22 protein-coding genes are annotated in these 19,651 nt (G+C 44.4%); all 22 read right to left on the reverse strand.

From position 1 onward, the window contains the following. Positions 1–128 precede the first annotated feature (128 nt). The 22 genes from DET59_RS08300 to prfA all read right to left on the reverse strand — a co-directional run bounded on the left by DET59_RS08300 (position 129) and on the right by prfA (position 19,581). Positions 129–533, reverse strand: a complete 405-nt coding sequence (locus tag DET59_RS08300) for a F0F1 ATP synthase subunit epsilon (RefSeq protein ID WP_113969229.1) — start codon at positions 531–533, stop codon at positions 129–131. A 22-nt stretch (positions 534–555) separates the two neighbouring features. Continuing rightward, positions 556–1,959, reverse strand: a complete 1,404-nt coding sequence (gene atpD / locus DET59_RS08305; protein ID WP_113969230.1) for a F0F1 ATP synthase subunit beta — start codon at positions 1,957–1,959, stop codon at positions 556–558. A 69-nt stretch (positions 1,960–2,028) separates the two neighbouring features. Continuing rightward, positions 2,029–2,889, reverse strand: a complete 861-nt coding sequence (locus DET59_RS08310) for a F0F1 ATP synthase subunit gamma (protein WP_113969231.1) — start codon at positions 2,887–2,889, stop codon at positions 2,029–2,031. 105 nt (positions 2,890–2,994) lie between these two features. Then, positions 2,995–4,503: a F0F1 ATP synthase subunit alpha gene (gene atpA / locus DET59_RS08315; RefSeq protein ID WP_113969232.1), complete on the reverse strand. Its 1,509-nt coding sequence runs from the start codon at positions 4,501–4,503 to the stop codon at positions 2,995–2,997. A 27-nt stretch (positions 4,504–4,530) separates the two neighbouring features. Beyond that, positions 4,531–5,067: a F0F1 ATP synthase subunit delta gene (locus DET59_RS08320; RefSeq protein ID WP_113969233.1), complete on the reverse strand. Its 537-nt coding sequence runs from the start codon at positions 5,065–5,067 to the stop codon at positions 4,531–4,533. Further along, positions 5,064–5,579: a F0F1 ATP synthase subunit B gene (locus DET59_RS08325; protein WP_113969234.1), complete on the reverse strand. Its 516-nt coding sequence runs from the start codon at positions 5,577–5,579 to the stop codon at positions 5,064–5,066. Before DET59_RS08325 ends, DET59_RS08320 begins: the two co-directional genes overlap by 4 nt. A gap of 163 nt (positions 5,580–5,742) precedes the next feature. Beyond that, a complete protein-coding gene (atpE, locus tag DET59_RS08330) occupies positions 5,743–5,955 on the reverse strand; it encodes a F0F1 ATP synthase subunit C (protein WP_044339990.1) in 213 nt (70 codons plus the stop codon). 71 nt (positions 5,956–6,026) lie between these two features. After that, a complete protein-coding gene (gene atpB, locus DET59_RS08335) occupies positions 6,027–6,740 on the reverse strand; it encodes a F0F1 ATP synthase subunit A (RefSeq protein ID WP_113969235.1) in 714 nt (237 codons plus the stop codon). Between the two features lie 22 nt (positions 6,741–6,762). Continuing rightward, positions 6,763–7,137 (reverse strand): ATP synthase subunit I, encoded by a 375-nt coding sequence (locus DET59_RS08340; RefSeq protein ID WP_113969236.1) that lies wholly within the window; start codon positions 7,135–7,137, stop codon positions 6,763–6,765. A 3-nt stretch (positions 7,138–7,140) separates the two neighbouring features. Then, a complete protein-coding gene (locus DET59_RS08345) occupies positions 7,141–7,362 on the reverse strand; it encodes an AtpZ/AtpI family protein (protein ID WP_113969237.1) in 222 nt (73 codons plus the stop codon). A gap of 689 nt (positions 7,363–8,051) precedes the next feature. Beyond that, positions 8,052–8,681, reverse strand: coding sequence for a uracil phosphoribosyltransferase (gene upp / locus DET59_RS08350; RefSeq protein ID WP_098351501.1), 630 nt, complete (start codon positions 8,679–8,681; stop codon positions 8,052–8,054). A gap of 421 nt (positions 8,682–9,102) precedes the next feature. Continuing rightward, on the reverse strand, positions 9,103–10,344 hold the full coding sequence (locus tag DET59_RS08355) for a serine hydroxymethyltransferase (protein WP_113969238.1): 1,242 nt from the start codon (positions 10,342–10,344) through the stop codon (positions 9,103–9,105). A gap of 417 nt (positions 10,345–10,761) precedes the next feature. Next, positions 10,762–11,304 carry a TIGR01440 family protein gene (locus DET59_RS08360; RefSeq protein ID WP_113969239.1) on the reverse strand — a complete coding sequence of 181 codons (543 nt, stop codon included), beginning with the start codon at positions 11,302–11,304 and terminating at the stop codon, positions 10,762–10,764. A 12-nt stretch (positions 11,305–11,316) separates the two neighbouring features. Beyond that, the gene (gene rpiB / locus DET59_RS08365) at positions 11,317–11,760 is read right to left on the reverse strand and encodes a ribose 5-phosphate isomerase B (RefSeq protein ID WP_113969240.1); all 444 of its coding nucleotides are present in this window, start codon (positions 11,758–11,760) and stop codon (positions 11,317–11,319) included. A gap of 152 nt (positions 11,761–11,912) precedes the next feature. Beyond that, a complete protein-coding gene (locus DET59_RS08370) occupies positions 11,913–13,202 on the reverse strand; it encodes a methyl-accepting chemotaxis protein (RefSeq protein WP_113969241.1) in 1,290 nt (429 codons plus the stop codon). A gap of 18 nt (positions 13,203–13,220) precedes the next feature. After that, on the reverse strand, positions 13,221–13,658 hold the full coding sequence (locus DET59_RS08375) for a low molecular weight protein arginine phosphatase (RefSeq protein ID WP_113969242.1): 438 nt from the start codon (positions 13,656–13,658) through the stop codon (positions 13,221–13,223). A 128-nt stretch (positions 13,659–13,786) separates the two neighbouring features. Further along, positions 13,787–14,341, reverse strand: a complete 555-nt coding sequence (locus tag DET59_RS08380; protein ID WP_113969243.1) for a manganese efflux pump MntP — start codon at positions 14,339–14,341, stop codon at positions 13,787–13,789. Positions 14,342–14,487: 146 nt separating this feature from the next. After that, a complete protein-coding gene (locus tag DET59_RS08385; RefSeq protein WP_397540927.1) occupies positions 14,488–15,528 on the reverse strand; it encodes an L-threonylcarbamoyladenylate synthase in 1,041 nt (346 codons plus the stop codon). A gap of 353 nt (positions 15,529–15,881) precedes the next feature. Next, positions 15,882–16,322 (reverse strand): GNAT family N-acetyltransferase, encoded by a 441-nt coding sequence (locus DET59_RS08390; protein ID WP_113969244.1) that lies wholly within the window; start codon positions 16,320–16,322, stop codon positions 15,882–15,884. A gap of 150 nt (positions 16,323–16,472) precedes the next feature. Continuing rightward, complete coding sequence (gene spoIIR / locus DET59_RS08395) at positions 16,473–17,255, reverse strand: stage II sporulation protein R (RefSeq protein WP_113969245.1); 783 nt, start codon at positions 17,253–17,255, stop codon at positions 16,473–16,475. Between the two features lie 383 nt (positions 17,256–17,638). Then, on the reverse strand, positions 17,639–18,511 hold the full coding sequence (prmC, locus tag DET59_RS08400; protein ID WP_113969246.1) for a peptide chain release factor N(5)-glutamine methyltransferase: 873 nt from the start codon (positions 18,509–18,511) through the stop codon (positions 17,639–17,641). Continuing rightward, positions 18,511–19,581 (reverse strand): peptide chain release factor 1, encoded by a 1,071-nt coding sequence (prfA, locus tag DET59_RS08405; protein ID WP_113969247.1) that lies wholly within the window; start codon positions 19,579–19,581, stop codon positions 18,511–18,513. The genes prmC and prfA overlap by 1 nt, the downstream gene beginning before the upstream one ends. Positions 19,582–19,651: the final 70 nt, after the last annotated feature.

The raw sequence follows: 19,651 nt of genomic DNA on the forward strand, positions 1-19,651 counted from the left end.
GTAACGATATATGGAATTCACAAAATTTTTAGTTGAGTTGCGTTGTTGAAGTTTTTCACACACAGGTCCGTCCCTCTATTCAAAAAAACCACCCTTCCACAAGGAAAGGGTGGTTTTCGGTGTTTGTATTAGAAGTTACGTTCGGAAACGTTAATTCTGTTCATGGCACGCTTTAGAGCGAGTTCGGCACGACGGAAGTCTACGTCGTCCTGTTGTGCCTGCATGCGGTCTTCTGCGCGGCCTTTTGCTTCTTTAGCGCGTTGTACATCGATAGCTTCTGCTGTTTCAGCAGACTGTGCTAGAATTGTCACTTGTTCAGGACGTACTTCTAAGAATCCGCCACTGACAGCTACAAGCTCAGTGTTGCCACCTTTTTTCAGGCGAACCGCACCGATTTGTAGTGGAGCAACCATCGGAATGTGTCCAGGTAAGATTCCAAGCTCACCGCTTTGAGCTTTCGTGCTCACCATTTCCACTTCTGAATCGTACACTGGGCCATCGGGAGTGACAATATTGACTTTTAATGTCTGCATTTTCTTCCCTCCTGGTCCCTAATTATACCTCTACTCCCATTTCTTTAGCTGCTGCTAATACATCCTCAATCGGACCTACTAGACGGAACGCATCTTCAGGAATGTGATCGTATTTACCGTCAAGGATATCTTTGAATCCTTTAACCGTGTCTTTCACTTCAACGTAAGAACCTTTTTGTCCAGTGAACTGTTCTGCAACGTGGAAGTTTTGAGATAAGAAGAATTGTACACGACGAGCGCGGTGTACCGTCAGCTTATCATCATCAGAAAGCTCATCCATACCAAGGATCGCAATGATATCTTGAAGTTCTTTATAACGCTGTAATGTTTGTTGAACATTACGAGCGATGCTGTAGTGTTCTTCTCCTACGATTTCCGGAGAAAGAGCACGGGAAGTTGATGCCAATGGATCTACCGCAGGATAGATACCCATTTCAGAAAGCTTACGCTCAAGGTTCGTAGTTGCATCAAGGTGAGCGAAAGTTGTAGCAGGAGCCGGATCCGTGTAGTCATCGGCAGGTACATAGATCGCTTGGATCGATGTTACAGAACCTACGTTAGTTGACGTGATACGCTCTTGCAATTGACCCATTTCAGTAGCAAGTGTCGGCTGGTAACCAACGGCAGATGGCATACGGCCTAGTAGGGCAGAAACCTCTGAACCTGCTTGCGTGAAACGGAAGATGTTATCGATGAACAGAAGTACGTCTTGACCTTGCTCATCACGGAAGTATTCAGCCATTGTAAGACCCGTCAAGGCAACACGCATACGCGCACCTGGCGGCTCGTTCATTTGTCCGAATACCATCGCTGTTTTCTTGATAACGCCAGAGTCGCTCATCTCGTGGTAAAGGTCATTCCCTTCACGAGTACGCTCTCCAACACCGGCGAATACAGAGATACCTCCGTGCTCTTGAGCGATGTTGTTGATAAGCTCCTGGATTAATACGGTTTTACCAACACCGGCACCACCGAATAGACCGATCTTACCACCCTTGATGTAAGGAGCAAGTAAGTCTACTACTTTAATACCTGTTTCCAGAATCTCAACTTCTGTAGAAAGCTGATCAAATGTAGGTGCTTGTCTATGAATTGGATCACGACGGATACCTGCTGCAAGAGGCTCGTCTAAATCGATTGATTCACCTAGAACGTTGAATACACGACCTAATGTGATATCCCCTACTGGTACAGAGATTGGTGCTCCTGTATCAAGCACGTCAGCTCCACGTTGTAAACCATCTGTGGAAGCCATCGCGATTGTACGTACAGAATCATCACCTAGGTGAAGGGCAACCTCTAATGTAAGTTCAGCTCTATCTGCAATTTGGACCTTTAATGAGTTGTAGATATCAGGAAGTTGGCCATTAGCGAACTTGACATCGACAACTGGACCCATTACTTGAAGAACGTGTCCTTTGTTCATCTCTTTCCCTCCTAACTAGCTTTTGACGACAAAACTATGTTGTAATCCGGCCGACCCGGAATGTCATTTCTATTCGAGTGCTGCTGCCCCGCCGACGATTTCCGTGATTTCTTGGGTAATCGCTGCTTGACGCGCACGGTTATAAGAAAGTGTAAGGCTGTTAATGATTTCTTTCGCATTGTCTGTTGCGTTTCTCATTGCTGTCATACGGGCCGCGTGCTCACTGGCTTTACCATCAAGTAACGCTCCGTAAATCAAGCTTTCAGCATATTGAGGGAGCAACACTTCCAAAATTTCTTCAGCATTAGGCTCAAACTCATAAGAAGTTAGTTTCGATGAAGAAGAATCAAGCTCCGTTAAAGGAAGAACCTTCTTCTCGGTAACATCTTGTTGAATGGCACTGACATAGTGGTTGTAGTACATGTAAAGCTCATCAAAAGCACCATCTGAGAACATGCTGACTGCCTTGTTGGCAATGTCTTTAATGTCTGCAAAGTTTGGCTGATCTGGTAGCCCTACAATACCTTCCACTACATTATCGCCTCGTTTTTGGAAGAAATCCCTTCCAATACGACCTAACGCAATAATGGCGTATTCATCTTGAGAGCTGTGACGCTCTTTAATCGCATTACTTACAGCACGAATGACGCTCGAGTTATAAGCCCCCGCCAAACCGCGGTCAGATGTAATGACCAAGTAGCCGGTTTTTTTTACGGGGCGGGAGACTAGCATCGGATGCGTTACATCTGTGCTACCAAGGGAAATGGAAGTAACGACTTCCTGAATTTTCTCCATGTAAGGGACGAAGGCTTTCGCATTCGTTTCCGCACGGTTCAATTTAGAGGCAGAGACCATTTCCATTGCTTTCGTAATTTGACTGGTTTTCTTCGTAGATGTAATACGAGTTTTTATGTCGCGTAACGATGCCACTGGTTCTCACCACCCTTTTAAAATGTTAGTCATATTCACTAGAACCAACTAAATAATAGAATAATCAGCCGGCGTCATTAGAATGAACACCGACATCCTATGAAATTACTCAGACTTTACAAATGTCTTCTTGAATTCGTTGATCGCAGCTTTCATTGCATCGTCTTCAGGAAGACCTTTTGTTGTGCGGATATGGTCTAACAGTTCTGTATGGTTGTGATCTAACCAGCTTAGGAATTCACCTTCGAAACGACGAATATCTGTTACTGGAATATCATCTAAATGACCTTTTGTTAGTGAATAGAAGATCATAACTTGTTTTTCAACATTAAGTGGTTTGTTAAGATCCTGCTTCAGTACTTCAACAGTACGGGCTCCACGGTTCAGTTTCGCTTGTGTCGCTTTATCAAGATCTGATCCGAACTGAGCAAATGCCTCAAGTTCACGGTATGCGGCCAAGTCAAGACGCAGTGTACCGGAAACCTTCTTCATCGCTTTGATTTGTGCGGATCCACCAACACGTGATACGGAAAGACCTGCATTGATCGCCGGACGAACACCGGAGAAGAATAGGTCAGATTGTAAGAAAATCTGTCCGTCAGTGATGGAGATAACGTTTGTTGGAATGTAAGCGGAGATATCTCCTGCTTGTGTTTCAACGAATGGCAATGCTGTGATGGAACCTCCACCTTTTGCATCACTTAACTTCGCTGCACGCTCAAGTAAACGAGAGTGTAAGTAGAATACGTCACCAGGGAATGCTTCACGGCCTGGAGGACGACGTAATAATAATGAAAGCTCACGGTAAGCCGATGCCTGCTTAGAAAGATCATCATATACAACAAGAACGTGCTTGCCGTTATGCATGAATTCTTCACCCATAGTGATACCAGCGTATGGTGCTAAGAATAGCATTGGAGCTGGTGAAGCAGCTGATGCCGTTACAACGATTGTGTAATCAAGGGCACCGTGCTTACGAAGCGTTTCAACTGCATTACGAACTGTTGATTCTTTTTGTCCGATCGCCACATAGATACAGATCATGTCTTGATCTTTTTGGTTTAGGATCGAATCGATCGCAACCGATGTTTTACCTGTTTGACGGTCTCCGATGATTAACTCACGTTGACCACGACCGATTGGAACTAGTGCGTCGATCGCTTTGATACCAGTTTGAAGTGGCTCGTGTACGGATTTACGATCCATAACACCAGGTGCTCCGCCTTCAATTGGACGTGTTTTCGTTGTCGCAATTGGACCTAATCCATCAACTGGTTGTCCAAGTGAGTTTACAACACGACCTACTAATTCCTGTCCTACTGGAACTTCCATGATACGTCCAGTACGACGAACCTCATCGCCTTCACGAATGTCTTTAAATGGTCCGAGAATGATGATACCTACGTTGTTTTCCTCTAAGTTCTGTGCCATACCCATGACACCGTTAGAAAATTCAACTAGCTCTCCAGCCATGACATTGTCGAGGCCATGAGCACGAGCGATACCGTCACCGATTTGGATAACTGTACCTACATCGCTTACTTTCATCTCAGACTGATAGTTTTCAATTTGCTTTTTTATCAGCGCGCTGATTTCTTCCGCCTTGATGCTCATGAATTTCACCCCTCATTTATACGAAAGTTAACGAACAAGTTCACGCTCAAGACGATCCAACTTGCCAGCAAGTGTTCCGTCATAAATACGGTTGCCGATACGGACCTTAAGTCCGCCAAGTATGTTCTCGTCTATCACATTCTCAATTCTTAATGATTGTTTCCCAATTCTCTTAGCAAAAGAAGCTGATATTGCTGTCTTCTCATCCTCTGTTAAAGCACGTACGGAGTACACCTTTGCTTCTGCGATTCCTCTAGCTTCATTAGAAAGCTCGATGAATGCATCGACAACGCCCACTACCTGATCTTCACGATGACGATCAGTCATAAGAAGCAGTGTATTCAATACTGGTACTGAAACGCTTGAGAACGCTTCTTTCAACAAGTCTTTCTTCTTATCCGTCGAAAACTTCGGATTTTCCAAAAGGATGCTTAATTCTTTATTTTGGATAAAAACGGATTTCACTGTGCGAAGCTCTTGTTCAATCGCTTCTAATTGATTGTGTTCTTTGGCAATATCGAAAAGAGCTAACGCATAGCGTTTTGCGACTGTAGAGTAGCTCATCGCTCTTCTCCTGCCTCTTTAATATAATCGTTGATCAGCTTCTGTTGATCTTGAACAGAAAGTTCTTTTTCAATCACTTTCGATGCGATCAGAACAGATAGTGAAGCAACCTGCTCGCGTAATGCTGTCATCGCTTGTTCTTTGTGCGTCTCGATTTCACGTTTCGCAGATTCTTTCAAGCGCTCAGATTCCTGACGAGCGGCAATGATGATTTGTTCACGTTGCACATCGCCCTGCTTCTTAGAGTTCTCGATCATCGCTTGCGCTTCTTGACGAGCCTCTTTTAAAAGTTGACGCTGTTCTTCCAAGCTCTTATTTGCTTCTAGACGGCTTTGTTCAGCCGCTTCTATTTCGCCTGCAATATGATTCTCACGCTCTTGCATGATGCCCATCAAAGGACCCCAGGCAAACTTCTTCAATAACGCAAGAAGGATAAGGAACATTACAAGCTGGAATACGATATCTCCACCGTTGAAGCCACCAGCTCCAAGGACTAATGCGTTTGTAAGCACGAGGTTTCACTCCCTTCAAGAGTCAATGCCTTCCCTAAAGAAAGCTGTACAATAACGGCAAATGCCGTATCATTCATAGTCATATGTTCATAAGTACTAAACATAAAGGAATGGCGAAGGTTCTTATCGAATGATCTTCGCCATCTTGAACTTCAAGCTGCTATTATTGACCCATTACGATGAATGCGATAACTACTGCGATGATAGGAATCGCCTCTACTAACGCAACCCCGATGAACATTGTAGTTTGAAGCATTCCACGAGCTTCCGGTTGACGAGCCATACCTTCTACCGTACGTGAAACAATAAGACCATTACCAATACCTGCACCTAGTGCTGCTAAACCGATTGCAATTGCTGCTGCTAAAAGACCCATTCTGAATTTCCTCCTTTAAATGTATGAAAAATGTTTTGAGTAGTTTTGTTCAATTTTGAACAGGGTATATATTAATGGTCCAGGCTGACTTTGTGAGCCATATAAACCATCGTTAACATAACAAAAATAAATGATTGGATTGCGCCGACAAAGATTGAGAAAGCTTGCCATACAATCGTCGGGATAATGGCACCCAGTAATCCGGCTGCTCCCATGTGTGCGAGGCTTCCTACCAATAAAGTAAGCAGGATTTCCCCAGCGTAGATGTTACCGTAAAGACGAAGACCAAGCGTTAGTGTATTGGCAAATTCTTCAATGATCTTCAGCGGGAATAAGAACGACATAGGTCTGAAGAAGTCTTTACCGTATTCACCGAAGCCTTTCATCTTGATGGCATAATAGTGTGTTAACACTACGATCATAACCGCAAGGGTCATAGTGATAGCTGGATCCGCTGTTGGTGACTTCCACCATAATTCGTTGTCAATGACTACCGAGAACGGAAGTCCTAACATGTTCGAAACGAAAATGTACATGAGTAAAGTAAGTCCAAGGAGATGGAAACGACCACCTGTTTTCCAATCCATATTACTTTTCACGATATTTTTGACAAAGTCCATGACCCACTCCATAAAGTTTTGCACTCCTGTTGGTTTCATGGCCAGTCTACGAGTTGACAGAACGGCGATTAGGAAAACAACGACACTTGCCACTGTGATCATCAGTACGTTCGCCAGGTTAAAAGTTAACCCTAGAAACTCGGCTGTAGGATTTTCATGATGCAATGAAATTCACCTCTCTTCCCCGCTATTTATGAGCTAAAAGCTGCTGAATAAAATAATCTATCATAATGACAAGGTAAATTGTCATTAATCCCATAATGACGCTCAGGAGATGAAAGTGCTCAGGGTATTCCGTTGCAATAATGACTGCAAACGCCGCACCTGCCATCCTTGAGAAGGTTCCCAATGACCGAACCTTTTGACCAGATTCTACTGCATCACCGAATCGCACGGTTCTCCTCATGATCAGCCAGTGACTAAACAGACTGATGCCTGTCCCCAAAATAAGCCCAAGGAAAATAGACTGATAGGAAGTAAAACCCCAACCGAGGACGTAAAGGGAAAGGAGGAAAAATATGTACTTACGATGCCTGTTAAACAATTGCTGAAGTTCTGGCATACATTAATCTCCCGAATTGAAATGTTGGACTGTACGGAGCATGGTGTAGATTCCTGTTGCGAGCCCAAGGAGTAGTCCAATAATTAAGAAAAGTGGTGTGGTGCTCCATATTCCATCCAACCATCTCCCGCCGAAGATCCCTATTAAGATAGAACCAACAAGCTGGGAAAGAATAGCAGAATACAAGACCATCGATTGATACGGGCGCCGATCATTTTGACGCATATTATTCATCTCCACACATGTGATTTAGTGGAAAATCGTTCACACTGTACAAATGATGAAAAACCGTTTCCATACGGGTTCAACCCTTGTGAAAACCTTATCATTTGATACCCTTTGTAAGCATACAATAGGGTATTATCTATGTCAATGCGTTCAAGTTAAAAAGTTCACAACCTATCCACGCGTTTCCAGATTGTTCACATTTTTAACACATTTACTAGAAAAGCGGAGCCGACTGGTCAGGCCCGACAAGCATAAGATGAATATGCCGGAAAGGCGCTTTTTGCCTTTTTGGCATATTTAGCTTATGACCTCGAGGGACTAGGAGGCGCAGCTGGACATCTCGAAAAGCGGAGGCGGGTTGGTCAGAGGCGACAAGCATAAGATGAATTGACCGGAAAGGCGTTCTTTGCCTTTTTGGTCAATTCAGCTTATGACCTCGAGCCCCAAGCCCCCGGAGCTGGACATCTCGAAAAACGGAGCCTTTTTCCGCAGGTTGCTCACTATATTAACAAATCCATAGATTCTACCTTCACATGCCCCTCCATTATATAGAAAATTCGTTTTATGAGTAACCCTTGAATTTAATGTAAATACTTCCAACTAAAATACTATGTAGTTTAATCATTATTAGATAAAAAAGCCGGATTATCCAATGTCGATAATCCGGCTTTCATTTCTGATTCAAATTATTTCGTACCGTATAAACGATCTCCTGCGTCCCCTAAACCAGGAACGATGTAGCCTTTTTCATTCAGCTTCTCATCAAGAGCCGCGATGAAGATATCCACGTCAGGGTGCGCTTCCTTGATAGCGTCTACCCCTTCTGGACAGGCAACGAGGCACATGAACTTGATGCTTACCGCTCCACGCTTCTTTAATGAGTTGATGGCTTCTACAGCGGATCCCCCTGTTGCAAGCATTGGATCGACCAGGATGAAGTCACGCTCTTCCACATCACTTGGAAGTTTTACGTAATATTCAATCGGTTTAAGAGTCTCCGGGTCACGATATAAACCAACATGTCCCACTTTGGCAGCCGGGATCAGTTTAAGGATTCCGTCGACCATTCCCAGTCCTGCTCGCAGAATAGGAACAATCCCTAATTTTTTACCTGCAAGAGTCTTGGCCTTCGCTTTGCTTACTGGTGTTTCCACATCAATATCCTCTAACGGTAAATCACGGGTGATTTCAAACGCCATCAATGTTGCCACTTCGTCAACAAGCTCACGAAATTCCTTCGTACCTGTTTCTTTATCACGAATAAACGTTAATTTGTGTTGGATTAACGGATGATCAAATACATATACTTTGCCCATTCGACTCTCTCCTTTAAATTCGATTTTATGTAAAAATAGTTTGTCTACTTCCTTTACACCTCAGACTATTGTACATAAAAGACAATTTAAGAGCAACATGAGATGGGAAGTGTAATGGAATCGTTAGAATTGAGAAAATTGGAGTTGGGATAGACCTCCTCGATGAGGTTTTGTTTATTTTGACTGGGTGAGTGTAGCCCAGGAGGCTTGGGACTGAGGTAATTGCGTCGTTTTCATGATTATTGCGTCATTTTTGCTTCTGATTGCGTCATTTTTGCTTCTGATTGCGTCATTTTTGCTTTATTTGCGTCATTTTACTATGTAATTGCGTATTTTAACAAATTATGGAATATCACCTCCACCCCTACCCATAAAAAAACCTCCCCACCAGGTCCGTCCCTGGCGAAGAGGTCATCATCTATTATCTTTCAGGATATAATTCAAATTTACTTGTCAGGTCGATGACACGTTTGCGTGCTTCTTCGAGTTTCGCTTCGTCTTCATGGTTGTTAAGAGTCAACGCCATGATGGAAGCAATTTCATCCATATCTTCGAGCCCGAATCCTCTGGACGTAACAGCTGCCGTTCCGATACGTACTCCACTTGTTACGAATGGACTTTCCGGATCGAATGGAATCGTGTTTTTGTTAACGGTAATCCCGATTTCATCAAGCACTTTCTCTGCGATTTTCCCAGTCAGTCCCAGTGAACGCAGGTCGATTAGCAATAGATGGTTATCAGATCCGCCTGATACAAGATTGATTCCTTCTTTTACAAGACCCTCACCTAAGCGATTCGCATTGTCGATGATGTTCTGTGCATAGTCTTTGAAAGATTCCTGCAGTGCTTCACCGAAAGCAACAGCTTTAGCCGAGATCACGTGCATAAGCGGGCCACCTTGAATTCCAGGGAAAATAGACTTGTCTATTTTCTTAGCAAATTCTTCTCTGCATAGGATCATACCGCCACGAGGTCCGCGCAATGTTTTGTGAGTCGTTGTGGTCACAAAGTCTGCATAAGGAACCGGGTTCTGGTGAAGACCAGCCGCTACAAGACCAGCGATGTGAGCCATATCCACCATGAGGTAGGCTCCCACTTCGTCTGCGATTTCGCGGAATTTAGCGAAATCGATCGCTCTTGGGTAGGCACTTGCTCCCGCTACGATCAGCTTCGGCTTGTGCTCTAACGCTTTTTGTCTAACATCTTCGTAATTGATCAGGTGCTTTTCTTCATCCACACCATACTCTACGAAATTATATTGAATTCCACTGAAGTTGACGGCACTTCCGTGAGTCAGATGTCCACCATGAGATAAGTTCATACCTAGAACTGTGTCCCCTTGTTCAAGGATCGTGAAGTAGACTGCCATATTGGCCTGTGCTCCTGAGTGAGGCTGAACGTTTACGTGTTCTGCTCCAAATAGTTCTTTCGCACGGTCGCGAGCCAGATTCTCTGCTACGTCCACATGCTCACAGCCACCATAATAGCGACGACCTGGGTACCCTTCTGCATACTTATTTGTCAGAACGGAGCCTTGTGCTTCCATAACCGCTTCACTGACAAAGTTTTCAGATGCAATTAACTCGATTTTTGTTCGTTGACGCTCTAATTCATCTTGAATCGCTGCATAAATTTCCGGATCTTGCTTGGCAATCTTACTCATACATATCCCCCTTTAATTCATAGGCCCAACTGCGGCGCCTCCTTGATTCATTCACTCTCATTCTAACACGATTCAGCAAAACGCGAAATAAAAACCTCCAGTCAAAACGTAATGTTCGTGTTTAGAGCATATTAGAGGGACGGACCTCGTGTGATGTTGTTCACAAACACCCTCACCGTTCTCCTTCCACGCTCCCCAGAGCAGCGCTATGACTATCATTGTCGAATGAAGGCGAACACGTGCTGATCGTTTGTAATCCTCTATCCAATCAATCAGTTTTGTCCCTCGCTGCCTTGTAACATAACCATATACTCCATGTCCCACTTTATAGTTCGGGATTTACACCTGGATTTAAGTCAACACCGAAATAAAGGTCCGTCCCTCAAATCAGAGGGACGGACCTTCAAATAGAGAATATTATTCGTACACAGCTCTGACTCCACCTATGAGTTTCGGTCTGGTTTTGGCCAGTGTGATGTGGGCTTCGCCGAGGCTTTTCTGTGATACCCGGATCGGGACGGCTACGTGTTTCAGGTGCATGCCGATGAAGGTATCCCCGATGTCGATGCCGGCATCGCCTTTGATATGCTCGACCATGACGGGATCTTTAAAGGAATGATACGCTTGGGTGGCCATGGCTCCTCCTGCTTTTCGCACAGGAATGACCGTGACCTCATCCAGTCCTTTTCTTTCAGCAGCATCTCTTTCCAAAACGATGGCACGATTTAAGTGCTCGCAGCACTGAAAAGCCAGTGAAACACCAATGGAATCTGCCCATCCTTTTAACTCATCAAAGATCATTTCTGCTACTTCAATCGTTCCCGATGTTCCGATCCGCTCCCCCATCACTTCTGATGTCGAACAGCCTACAACAAACACTTGTCCCTTTTTCATCGGGACCTGCTTGCTGAACTCTTGCAGGATCGTTTGCAGTTCTTCCTTCATTTGAGCGATTTCCATGAAATCCACTCCCTATTGTTTGTCTTCGTATGCCGTGATTTTCCCTATCCGGTTGGAATGGCGGCCACCTTCAAATTCTGTCACCAGCCATTGTTTCGCGATTTCACGGGCAAGGCCAGGTCCAATCACACGTTCACCCATGGCTAACATATTGCTGTCATTGTGTTCACGGGTTGCTTTCGCACTGAACACATCATGTACAAGGGCGCAGCGGATCCCCTTGACCTTGTTAGCTGAAATGCTCATACCGATTCCCGTTCCACAAATCAGAATGCCACGATCGAATTCACCGCTGGCAACCTTTTCCGCAACAGGCACTGCATAGTCCGGATAGTCAACGGAAGTTCCACACTCACAACCGAAATCCTCATATTCAAGGCCCAGATCTTCTAATAAAGATTTGATTTCTTCCCGGATATTTACCCCGCCGTGATCCGATGCAATTGCAATTTTCATAATTAATCCCACTCCCTATAGCCTTTGATACGTTTATTTTGCCACACACTCTTGATTATATAAAGTTTTTCGGATTCTTTTTAGAAGGAATGAGTCGAAAGCCGGTCATCAAAAAAAACGGATATGAGGTCCGTCCCTCATATCCGTCTTTTTTATAAATGAAAACGCGTAATCGTACTTTTCAGTGATTGTGCCTGTTCTTTCAGGTTCAATGCCAATTTCTCTACGTCACCCATTACAGCCGCTTGTTCTTTGGTGGAGGCTGACACTTCCACAGCCCCTGCCGATGTTTCTTCTGCGATGGCCGCAACTTCCTGTGATTGCTGGGAAGTCAATTGAATGCTGTCCATTTGCTGATCGACAAGAACGGATATATTTTGAACGGCATCCGCTACTTCATGGATCGTTTTTGTCATCATTTCGATCATCTCATTTGTCTGTGTTCCTTTTTTCACTTCAGAATTTGCAGAGTCAACTTGAGTCGTGATCTGTCCAACTACTTTCCCAACCTCGGTTTGAATGTTCTTGATGAGGTCCGAAATTCCTTGAACTGCTTTGCCGCTTTCATCTGCCAGTTTGCGAACTTCCTCGGCGACGACTGCAAACCCCTTCCCATGCTCACCTGCCCGTGCCGCTTCGATTGAAGCATTTAAGGCGAGAAGATTGGTCTGGTTCGCGATATCCCCGACCAATTGAATGATCTGTTCCACTTTTTTCGCATTGTCTTCCAAGCGGCGGACGGCATCTAAAGAATCTTCATTACCTCTTGCAAGTCGGCTGATACCTTCTACCAGGGAATGAATGACTTCCTTGCTCCCTTGAAGCTCCGTCACCATATGCTTGGACATTTGTTCTGATGATTTGGAGTGATTCTGGACTTCCTGTGCGATCCGGATCACATCCTCCACCGATTCAGCCGTCGTTTGAATCGCCATGGCCGAGCTTTCAGCACCTGCTGAAATTTCTGTAATCGTTTTGGAAATGGAATCCGCTTGAGTGGAAGCAGCTTCCGATGCTCTCGACAACTCGATCACATTCGAATTTGTTTTCGTAAAATTCTCGTCGATACTCGACACCATGTCGCGCAAGTTATGGAGCATGCGATTGAACCCCAATGCCAGTGACCGGATTTCATCATCCGACTTCGGCACCTCCACTTCCACAGCGATGTCCCCTTCAGCCGCTTTTAACGCAGCCTGTTCCAAACGCTGAAGTGGTTTGACGATGAATCCCGCTGCAAAAAAGGCAAGCACACCGGACCAGAACACTCCCATCCCCAGCGTCATGCTCGTAAATAAAAGCTCGTTCATATCCGGTGCAAAAGTAGGTTTGATAAAATAAATAAAAAGTGCACTCGTGGAATACGTCACTACGGCAAGTAGCGTGATAAAGAAGACCAATTTCTTTCTAAGACCCGATTTGTAGCTTCTCTCTTTCCCCATTCTTTCTCTCTCCCTGTCTCAACCCAGCTTTTTAATTAACTCCTCAATCAGTGAATCCAGCTCTCTGTATGTATGTCTATAGATGTCCACACTTCCCCCATACGGATCCGATACGTCCAAATCTGCAGGATCTTCATGGACAAACTCTTTCAATGTGAAAATTTTGTCCGCCACATGTGGATACTGATCCACAATTGCCCGCTTATGATTCGACGTCATCGTGAAAATATAGGAAGCCCAATCCAGGTTCTCCCTTGAGAGCGAACTCGATTGGTGTCTATGTATTATATCGTTCTCTTTCAGCACTTCTTTAGTCTGAAATGAAGCATCACTTCCGTCCATGGCAAAAACGCCCGCGGATTTCACATCAAACCCCTCTGCACCCTTATGCTTCAAAACAGCCTCTGCCATAGGACTCCGGCACGTATTTCCCGTACAAACAAATAAAATATTCATCACGTCATCCTCCTTACAACCTATTATAAAATATTTTCCAACCCTCACCTAACTCATTCACTTAGAAATTGAAAAAAGTCCATCCAATGAGGGACGGACCTTGACCTCCAAAACTCATTACCTTCCTTTCACAACGGCAGCAGCAGCTTAATCCCAAACGCAAACAGAATACTTCCCCCAAGTGCCTCACTATACGTCCCGAGCACTCCTTGAAATTTTCGGCCAATCAATAAACCAGCCCATGTCAACACTGTCGCCGCTATCCCAAAACAGAAAAGGGCAACCGCTGTCCTGGCACCGAATATGCCGAGGGTCAATCCAACGGAAAAGCTGTCCAGGCTTACACTCAAAGCAAAGAGCACTAAACCAAATCCTACGGGGGAAATGAGCGTCGTCTCCTCTTCTTTAAAGCTGGACATGAACATTTGTATGCCTAATATAATCAAAAGGAGCCCACCGGCATACCCTGCAAAGTCACCGAATGTTTCGGATAAAAATTTCCCCGTCATCATCCCGAGCATGGGCATCCAGACATGAAAGACCCCGACGACCAACCCTATATAGAAGATTTGCTTTAATCTCAGCTGAAACATACCCATCCCGATTCCGATCGAAAAGGCATCCATCCCAAGTGCAAATGCCATTAACATCAAGGTAATCAGTTCTCCGATAATCGTTGTCATTTTTGTTTTTCTCCCTCCGGACATGCCTACAGAACAAATTTATGCACGTCCAAAGGGAAATAGAATGGTAAATCGGTTTGAAGATTGGACCTTATTGACTCACACAAAAAAACCCCTACAGTTCTTTCAAACCACAGGGGTAACCATTATCCTTTTATCACCCGGTACCCGGCAGCTTTCTGAAGCCGGTTCATAATCGCCAGGCCGACCCCTTCCTCGGGAAACATTTCGGCGAAAATAATATCCACGTCCCTTTTATTAAAAGCCCTCAGCGTATCATAGAGATTTCGAGCGACTGTTGCCAAATCCTCTCTCCGACCCATCGAGAGAATGACGTCTGCCTGGAAGTCCTCCATGAATTCTTCCGTTGTTAACACACCCACTTTGAGACCCTCAGCTTTTTTGTCATCTACTAATTTCTGAAGATCTGCCCTCGTACCATCCACTAAATACACAGGAGCATCAGGGGCGTAGTGCGTGTATTTCATGCCCGGGGATTTCGGAGCTCCCTTTCCTTCTTTTAAAGAAGGATCCACTTCCACTAAACCGACCACTTCTTCCAGCTGTTCCTTGGTGACTCCTCCAGGACGTAAGATGACAGGCCTTGGTCCCGTACAATCCACTACGGTCGACTCGACACCTACACCCGTTTCACCTCCGTCGACCACGCCTGCAATCCGGTCTTCCAGATCATCGATGACATGCTGAGCCGTTGTCGGACTTGGTTTCCCTGAGCGGTTCGCGCTTGGTGCCGCAATCGGGAGTCCAGACGCTTCAATGATCGCCAGGGCTACAGGGTGATCGGGCATCCGGATCCCCACAGTCGGCAATCCCGCTGTTACTTTTTCAGAAAATACGTTTTCCTTATTATGAAAAATAATCGTTAATGGACCCGGCCAAAAAGCATCGATCAGGTTCGCTGCATCAGACGGGACCTCTGCTACAAGTCCTTCCAGCTGATCTTTATTTGATATGTGGACAATCAGTGGATTATCCGATGGTCTTCCCTTCGCTTCAAAGATTTTCTCCACAGCTCTATCTGATTTCGCATTGGCACCCAGACCATAAACCGTCTCTGTCGGGAATGCCACCACCTCATTCTGTTGAAGAATCTTCGCTGCATCCACAATTTGTGGATAACTTTCATTGTTATCCACATCTCTTTCCACAATCCAATGTTTCATCATTTCCGTCATCCACCTTCTATTATCAACACTCATTTCTGTGTATAGATACAGAATTAACAAGCGTTCTAGAACTTTACTCTTTTGAAAGTATAAAAGAAACACCACAAATTCTCAAGTATCGTCCACAAAACGAGAATGAAACTCTACAAACTGTGGATAAACCTGTGGATGGTGTGAATAATTCTGAAAAGAGAGATATTTACGTGAGTGACCGGGACTTCACGTATTTTGTCGAATGTTCCACATAAAAAAAACTGAATCATTTCTCAATAGAAATGATTCAGTCTACTACCAGACTACTATCGCAAAATAATTTCTTTTAGCTGGAATTTGTCGAAACCCCTTAAACCTTCCTAAAGGTCAAGCCTCATCGTAATACAGTTATCCACAGTGGATAACTTTTGAGCGTGAACAAATTTCTCCAACTCATCCACAAAAGGCTCTTTTTCCTGTTGAAAACCTAGCAGGTCAAAGAAATTCAGCGACGCTTTTCGATTGGAGATCAAGTATAGACGCGTAAGTTCTTTTTCTTTCGCCAATTTTAATATTTCTTGGAAAAGAGCAAACAATTCTTCACTTTCAAAAGATGAGGTCACTACGAGGGAGCGAAGAAGCCCAATCTTCTCTTGAACCTCAATACCGAGAGTCCCGATTAACCGGTTGTCTGAGTCTTCTACTACCAAAAAGCAATCAATACTATTTTTAATGCCTTCTGTGCTTAATCCTGCTTTCATTAAGAAGGCTACAACTTCATGGATATCTTCCTGTGTTGCTTGGCGAATCACTTTTAACATCACATTTTATCCTCCCTTTTCTATCATCCCCTAATGTTAATGTATGAGGGGAAAAAGAGAATAGAACAAGTTGTTATGAAAAAATACTAGAACGCTAGATTTCCTCCGAACACAAAAAAGCTCCATCTCAGGTGGATGAAGCTCTATGTTCTACTTATTGAATAACCCTTTGAAAAAATCGACTACAAAGAATCGAACCTCTACTTCTTCCTCATCTCCGTCTTCAACAAAGACTGGCTGTTCTTGTGCTTCCGCTGTTTCCATCTCGACCTCTTTATAGGCAATAACATCGATTTCAGGAGTTTTTGTTTCTACTGATTTAGCACTTGAATCCACTTCTGAAGTTTCACTAACTACATCTTCCGAATCCACTTCAGTGATCACATTCCCGTTCGCTTCCACTTTCGTTTCAAACCCAGGACTTCTTACCGCATTTCCAGTCGAGAAATCAAGGAAGCATAGAGGCGGATAAAGAACACACCACCAGTTTGCTCCTTCTCCTGCACCGAGAGTGATCAACACCGCTTCGTATTCGCCTGCCGGATACAAATACTGACCGTATAATTTAGTAGGAAACTTCACTTTCCCAAAATCAATTTTCACCGATTGATCCAAGCCTTGCTCAGTGACAACTTCTTCGACAATCTTCTGCAGCTGTGGCAGACCTGCTTTAATCACTGATTTCGCCTCATCCTGTGATGTAAGAGTCGCCACCCAGTTCGTAATCTCTTTATTTACTTCATCACGGACGAGTCTTTTCACATTTTGGTCCTGCTCTAAATCACTATTTGCCAGAATCCGAAGTCGAATCGCTTCTTCCGGGATCACCATCGTTTCCTGAGCCGCCATTTCCTGCTTCGGTATATATAAACTTAGAATCGTTCCTAATGATAGAATCAAGATATACAATAAAACTGTATGTTTTGTTTTCATTTCCTCTCCCCCTCAGTAAAACAGTCTCGTCAAAAAGGGGAAATCTTAAACTAGTAAAATAACATTTTGTTTGGAAAATATGCTGAATTTCGATTTTGAAAATATAGTTGCTTTTTAAAAAGCGAGTGCTAGTTGATTTCCGCTGCAGGTGCTCGCTTTCCGCGGGGCTGGCGGTGAGCCTCCGGGGTCTCACCTGTCCAGCTTTTCCCGCAGGAGTCGAGCACCTTCCGCTCCAATCAACATTCTGAGAATATCTCTTTTATAAATATTAATAGCGAAACAACTTTTTTAAATCCAGCCTGCAAAAATCTCACATTCCACCAAAACTGATCAATTCTCATAAAAAAACACCCCCGATCACACCAATCGAGGGTCAACATTTCTTATTTTTTCACACAAAACACCATTCGATCTTTCCCATTGATATCATGGATGACTACTGTTTCCGCATCGGGGAAGGTCGCGCGCAACATATCGGCTACGATTTCGCCCTGTCCGACTCCGACTTCGAAGCCGATGAGACATTTTTCCTTCATGACCAACGGCAGTTCATCCATAAATCTCTTGTACAGATCATAGCCATCTTCCCCGCCAAATAAAGCGAGTTCAGGTTCATGCTCAATGACTACATCGGATAGCGTTTCACGATCTGTCAGGGGAATATATGGTGGATTCGATAAAAGGATATCGAGCTTGACACCTTCTTTCATTAAAGGCTGCAGTAAGTCCCCTTCAAAAAAGCGAATCTCAGCTCCGAGCTTCTCACTGTTTTCACGGGCAACTGCCAACGCTTCACGAGAAATATCCACAGCCATCATATCAAGAGGGAAACGATCCGCTTCGAGCTTCAACGTAATCGCAATCGCTCCACTCCCCGTTCCAACATCAGCAGCCTGCAATGGAGTATCAGCAACATTAAACAGACCCTTCATTTTCTGCAATCCATAATAGATCAATTCTTCCGTCTCCGGTCTCGGAATCAGCACATGCTCATTCACCACAAACTCCCGGCCATAAAACTCCTCAACCCCAATAATATGCTGTATCGGCACTCCGCCAACATGCCGGCGGATCCCATCCTGGAATTCTTCCCACTTCTCTAGAGGGACGGACCTCCGCTGTTCTGCCAACAGTTGGGATCGGGACATCCCTACTACATGCCGCAAATAGATTTCTCCCACATTTTCATCACGGTCATTTTCGACTAAAAAAGAAGAAGCCCATTTTAGGGCTTCAAATATGGTAACAGACGTCATTATTCTTCCAATCTCTCAAGAAGTTTGGATTGATCCTCGATGATTAATGCATCGATGACTTCATCCATCTTTCCTTCAAGGATTTGGTCAAGCTTTTGAATCGTCAATCCGATTCGGTGATCCGTTACGCGGTTTTGTGGGAAATTGTACGTACGGATCCGTTCGGAACGGTCACCTGTACCAACGGCTGATTTACGGTTTGCATCGTATTCAGCTTGAACTTCACGTTGGAATTTATCGTAAACGCGGGCACGCAATACTTTCATTGCCTTTTCTTTGTTCTTGATCTGTGACTTTTCATCCTGACATGACACGACTACACCTGTCGGCATGTGAGTCAGACGGACAGCAGACATGGTTGTATTAACACTTTGTCCTCCCGGGCCACTGGATGCGAAGGTATCGACACGGATATCTTTGTCGTGAATATCCACTTCGACTTCTTCCGCTTCCGGCAGGCAGGCAACCGTTGCCGTCGATGTATGGATACGTCCGCCGGATTCTGTTTCAGGTACACGTTGCACACGGTGTGCCCCGTTTTCGTATTTCATTTTGGAGAATGCGCCATTTCCGTTGATCATGAAGATGATCTCTTTATATCCACCAACGCCAGTCGAGTTCGCTTCCATCACTTCGGTCTTCCAACCTTGTGATTCTGCATAACGGCTGTACATACGGTATAAGTCACCGGCAAACAGGGCAGCTTCATCTCCACCTGCAGCACCACGTACCTCCATGATTACGTTCTTATCATCGTTCGGGTCTTTCGGAATCAATAATATTTTCAGACGGGCTTCCAATGCTTCAATTTGTTCTTCAAGCTCGGAAACCTCTTCTTTCACCATTTCACGCATATCAGCATCAAGCTTATCATCCAGCATTGCCTTAGCGTCTTTAAACTGTCCAGTAAGTTCTTTATATTCTCGATATGCTTCTACCGTTGCTTGGATGTCTGATTGCTCTTTTGAATAATCTCTTAGCTTCTTAGGGTCATTCACAATTTCTGGATCACTCAATAGTTCATTTAACTTATCATAGCGATCTTCCACTGCTTGTAAACGATCGAACACAGCTATTCACCTCAATTTTAGTCCATAACAGTCTAATTATATTATACGGTGTATGTAAACACAAGGAAGA

The organism is Rossellomorea aquimaris (genome assembly GCF_003315075.1).
GTDB classification, from domain to species: domain Bacteria; phylum Bacillota; class Bacilli; order Bacillales; family Bacillaceae_B; genus Rossellomorea; species Rossellomorea aquimaris_C.

Excerpts from the sequence above, each read along its gene's own strand:
- atpA (WP_113969232.1), bottom strand. The coding sequence starts at position 4,503 with ATGAGCATCAAGGCGGAAGAAATCAGCGCGCTGATAAAAAAGCAAATT.
- atpE (WP_044339990.1), bottom strand. The coding sequence starts at position 5,955 with ATGGGTCTTTTAGCAGCAGCAATTGCAATCGGTTTAGCAGCACTAGGT.
- DET59_RS08385 (WP_397540927.1), bottom strand. The coding sequence starts at position 15,528 with ATGATGAAACATTGGATTGTGGAAAGAGATGTGGATAACAATGAAAGT.
- spoIIR (WP_113969245.1), bottom strand. The coding sequence starts at position 17,255 with ATGAAAACAAAACATACAGTTTTATTGTATATCTTGATTCTATCATTA.
- DET59_RS08345 (WP_113969237.1), bottom strand. The coding sequence starts at position 7,362 with ATGCGTCAAAATGATCGGCGCCCGTATCAATCGATGGTCTTGTATTCT.
- DET59_RS08375 (WP_113969242.1), bottom strand. The coding sequence starts at position 13,658 with ATGAATATTTTATTTGTTTGTACGGGAAATACGTGCCGGAGTCCTATG.
- DET59_RS08390 (WP_113969244.1), bottom strand. The coding sequence starts at position 16,322 with ATGTTAAAAGTGATTCGCCAAGCAACACAGGAAGATATCCATGAAGTT.
- DET59_RS08320 (WP_113969233.1), bottom strand. The coding sequence starts at position 5,067 with ATGAGCTACTCTACAGTCGCAAAACGCTATGCGTTAGCTCTTTTCGAT.
- atpD (WP_113969230.1), bottom strand. The coding sequence starts at position 1,959 with ATGAACAAAGGACACGTTCTTCAAGTAATGGGTCCAGTTGTCGATGTC.
- DET59_RS08380 (WP_113969243.1), bottom strand. The coding sequence starts at position 14,341 with ATGACAACGATTATCGGAGAACTGATTACCTTGATGTTAATGGCATTT.
- DET59_RS08360 (WP_113969239.1), bottom strand. The coding sequence starts at position 11,304 with ATGGAAATCGCTCAAATGAAGGAAGAACTGCAAACGATCCTGCAAGAG.
- DET59_RS08300 (WP_113969229.1), bottom strand. The coding sequence starts at position 533 with ATGCAGACATTAAAAGTCAATATTGTCACTCCCGATGGCCCAGTGTAC.
- DET59_RS08355 (WP_113969238.1), bottom strand. The coding sequence starts at position 10,344 with ATGAGTAAGATTGCCAAGCAAGATCCGGAAATTTATGCAGCGATTCAA.
- upp (WP_098351501.1), bottom strand. The coding sequence starts at position 8,681 with ATGGGCAAAGTATATGTATTTGATCATCCGTTAATCCAACACAAATTA.
- prmC (WP_113969246.1), bottom strand. The coding sequence starts at position 18,511 with ATGACGTCTGTTACCATATTTGAAGCCCTAAAATGGGCTTCTTCTTTT.
- rpiB (WP_113969240.1), bottom strand. The coding sequence starts at position 11,760 with ATGAAAATTGCAATTGCATCGGATCACGGCGGGGTAAATATCCGGGAA.
- DET59_RS08370 (WP_113969241.1), bottom strand. The coding sequence starts at position 13,202 with ATGGGGAAAGAGAGAAGCTACAAATCGGGTCTTAGAAAGAAATTGGTC.
- DET59_RS08340 (WP_113969236.1), bottom strand. The coding sequence starts at position 7,137 with ATGCCAGAACTTCAGCAATTGTTTAACAGGCATCGTAAGTACATATTT.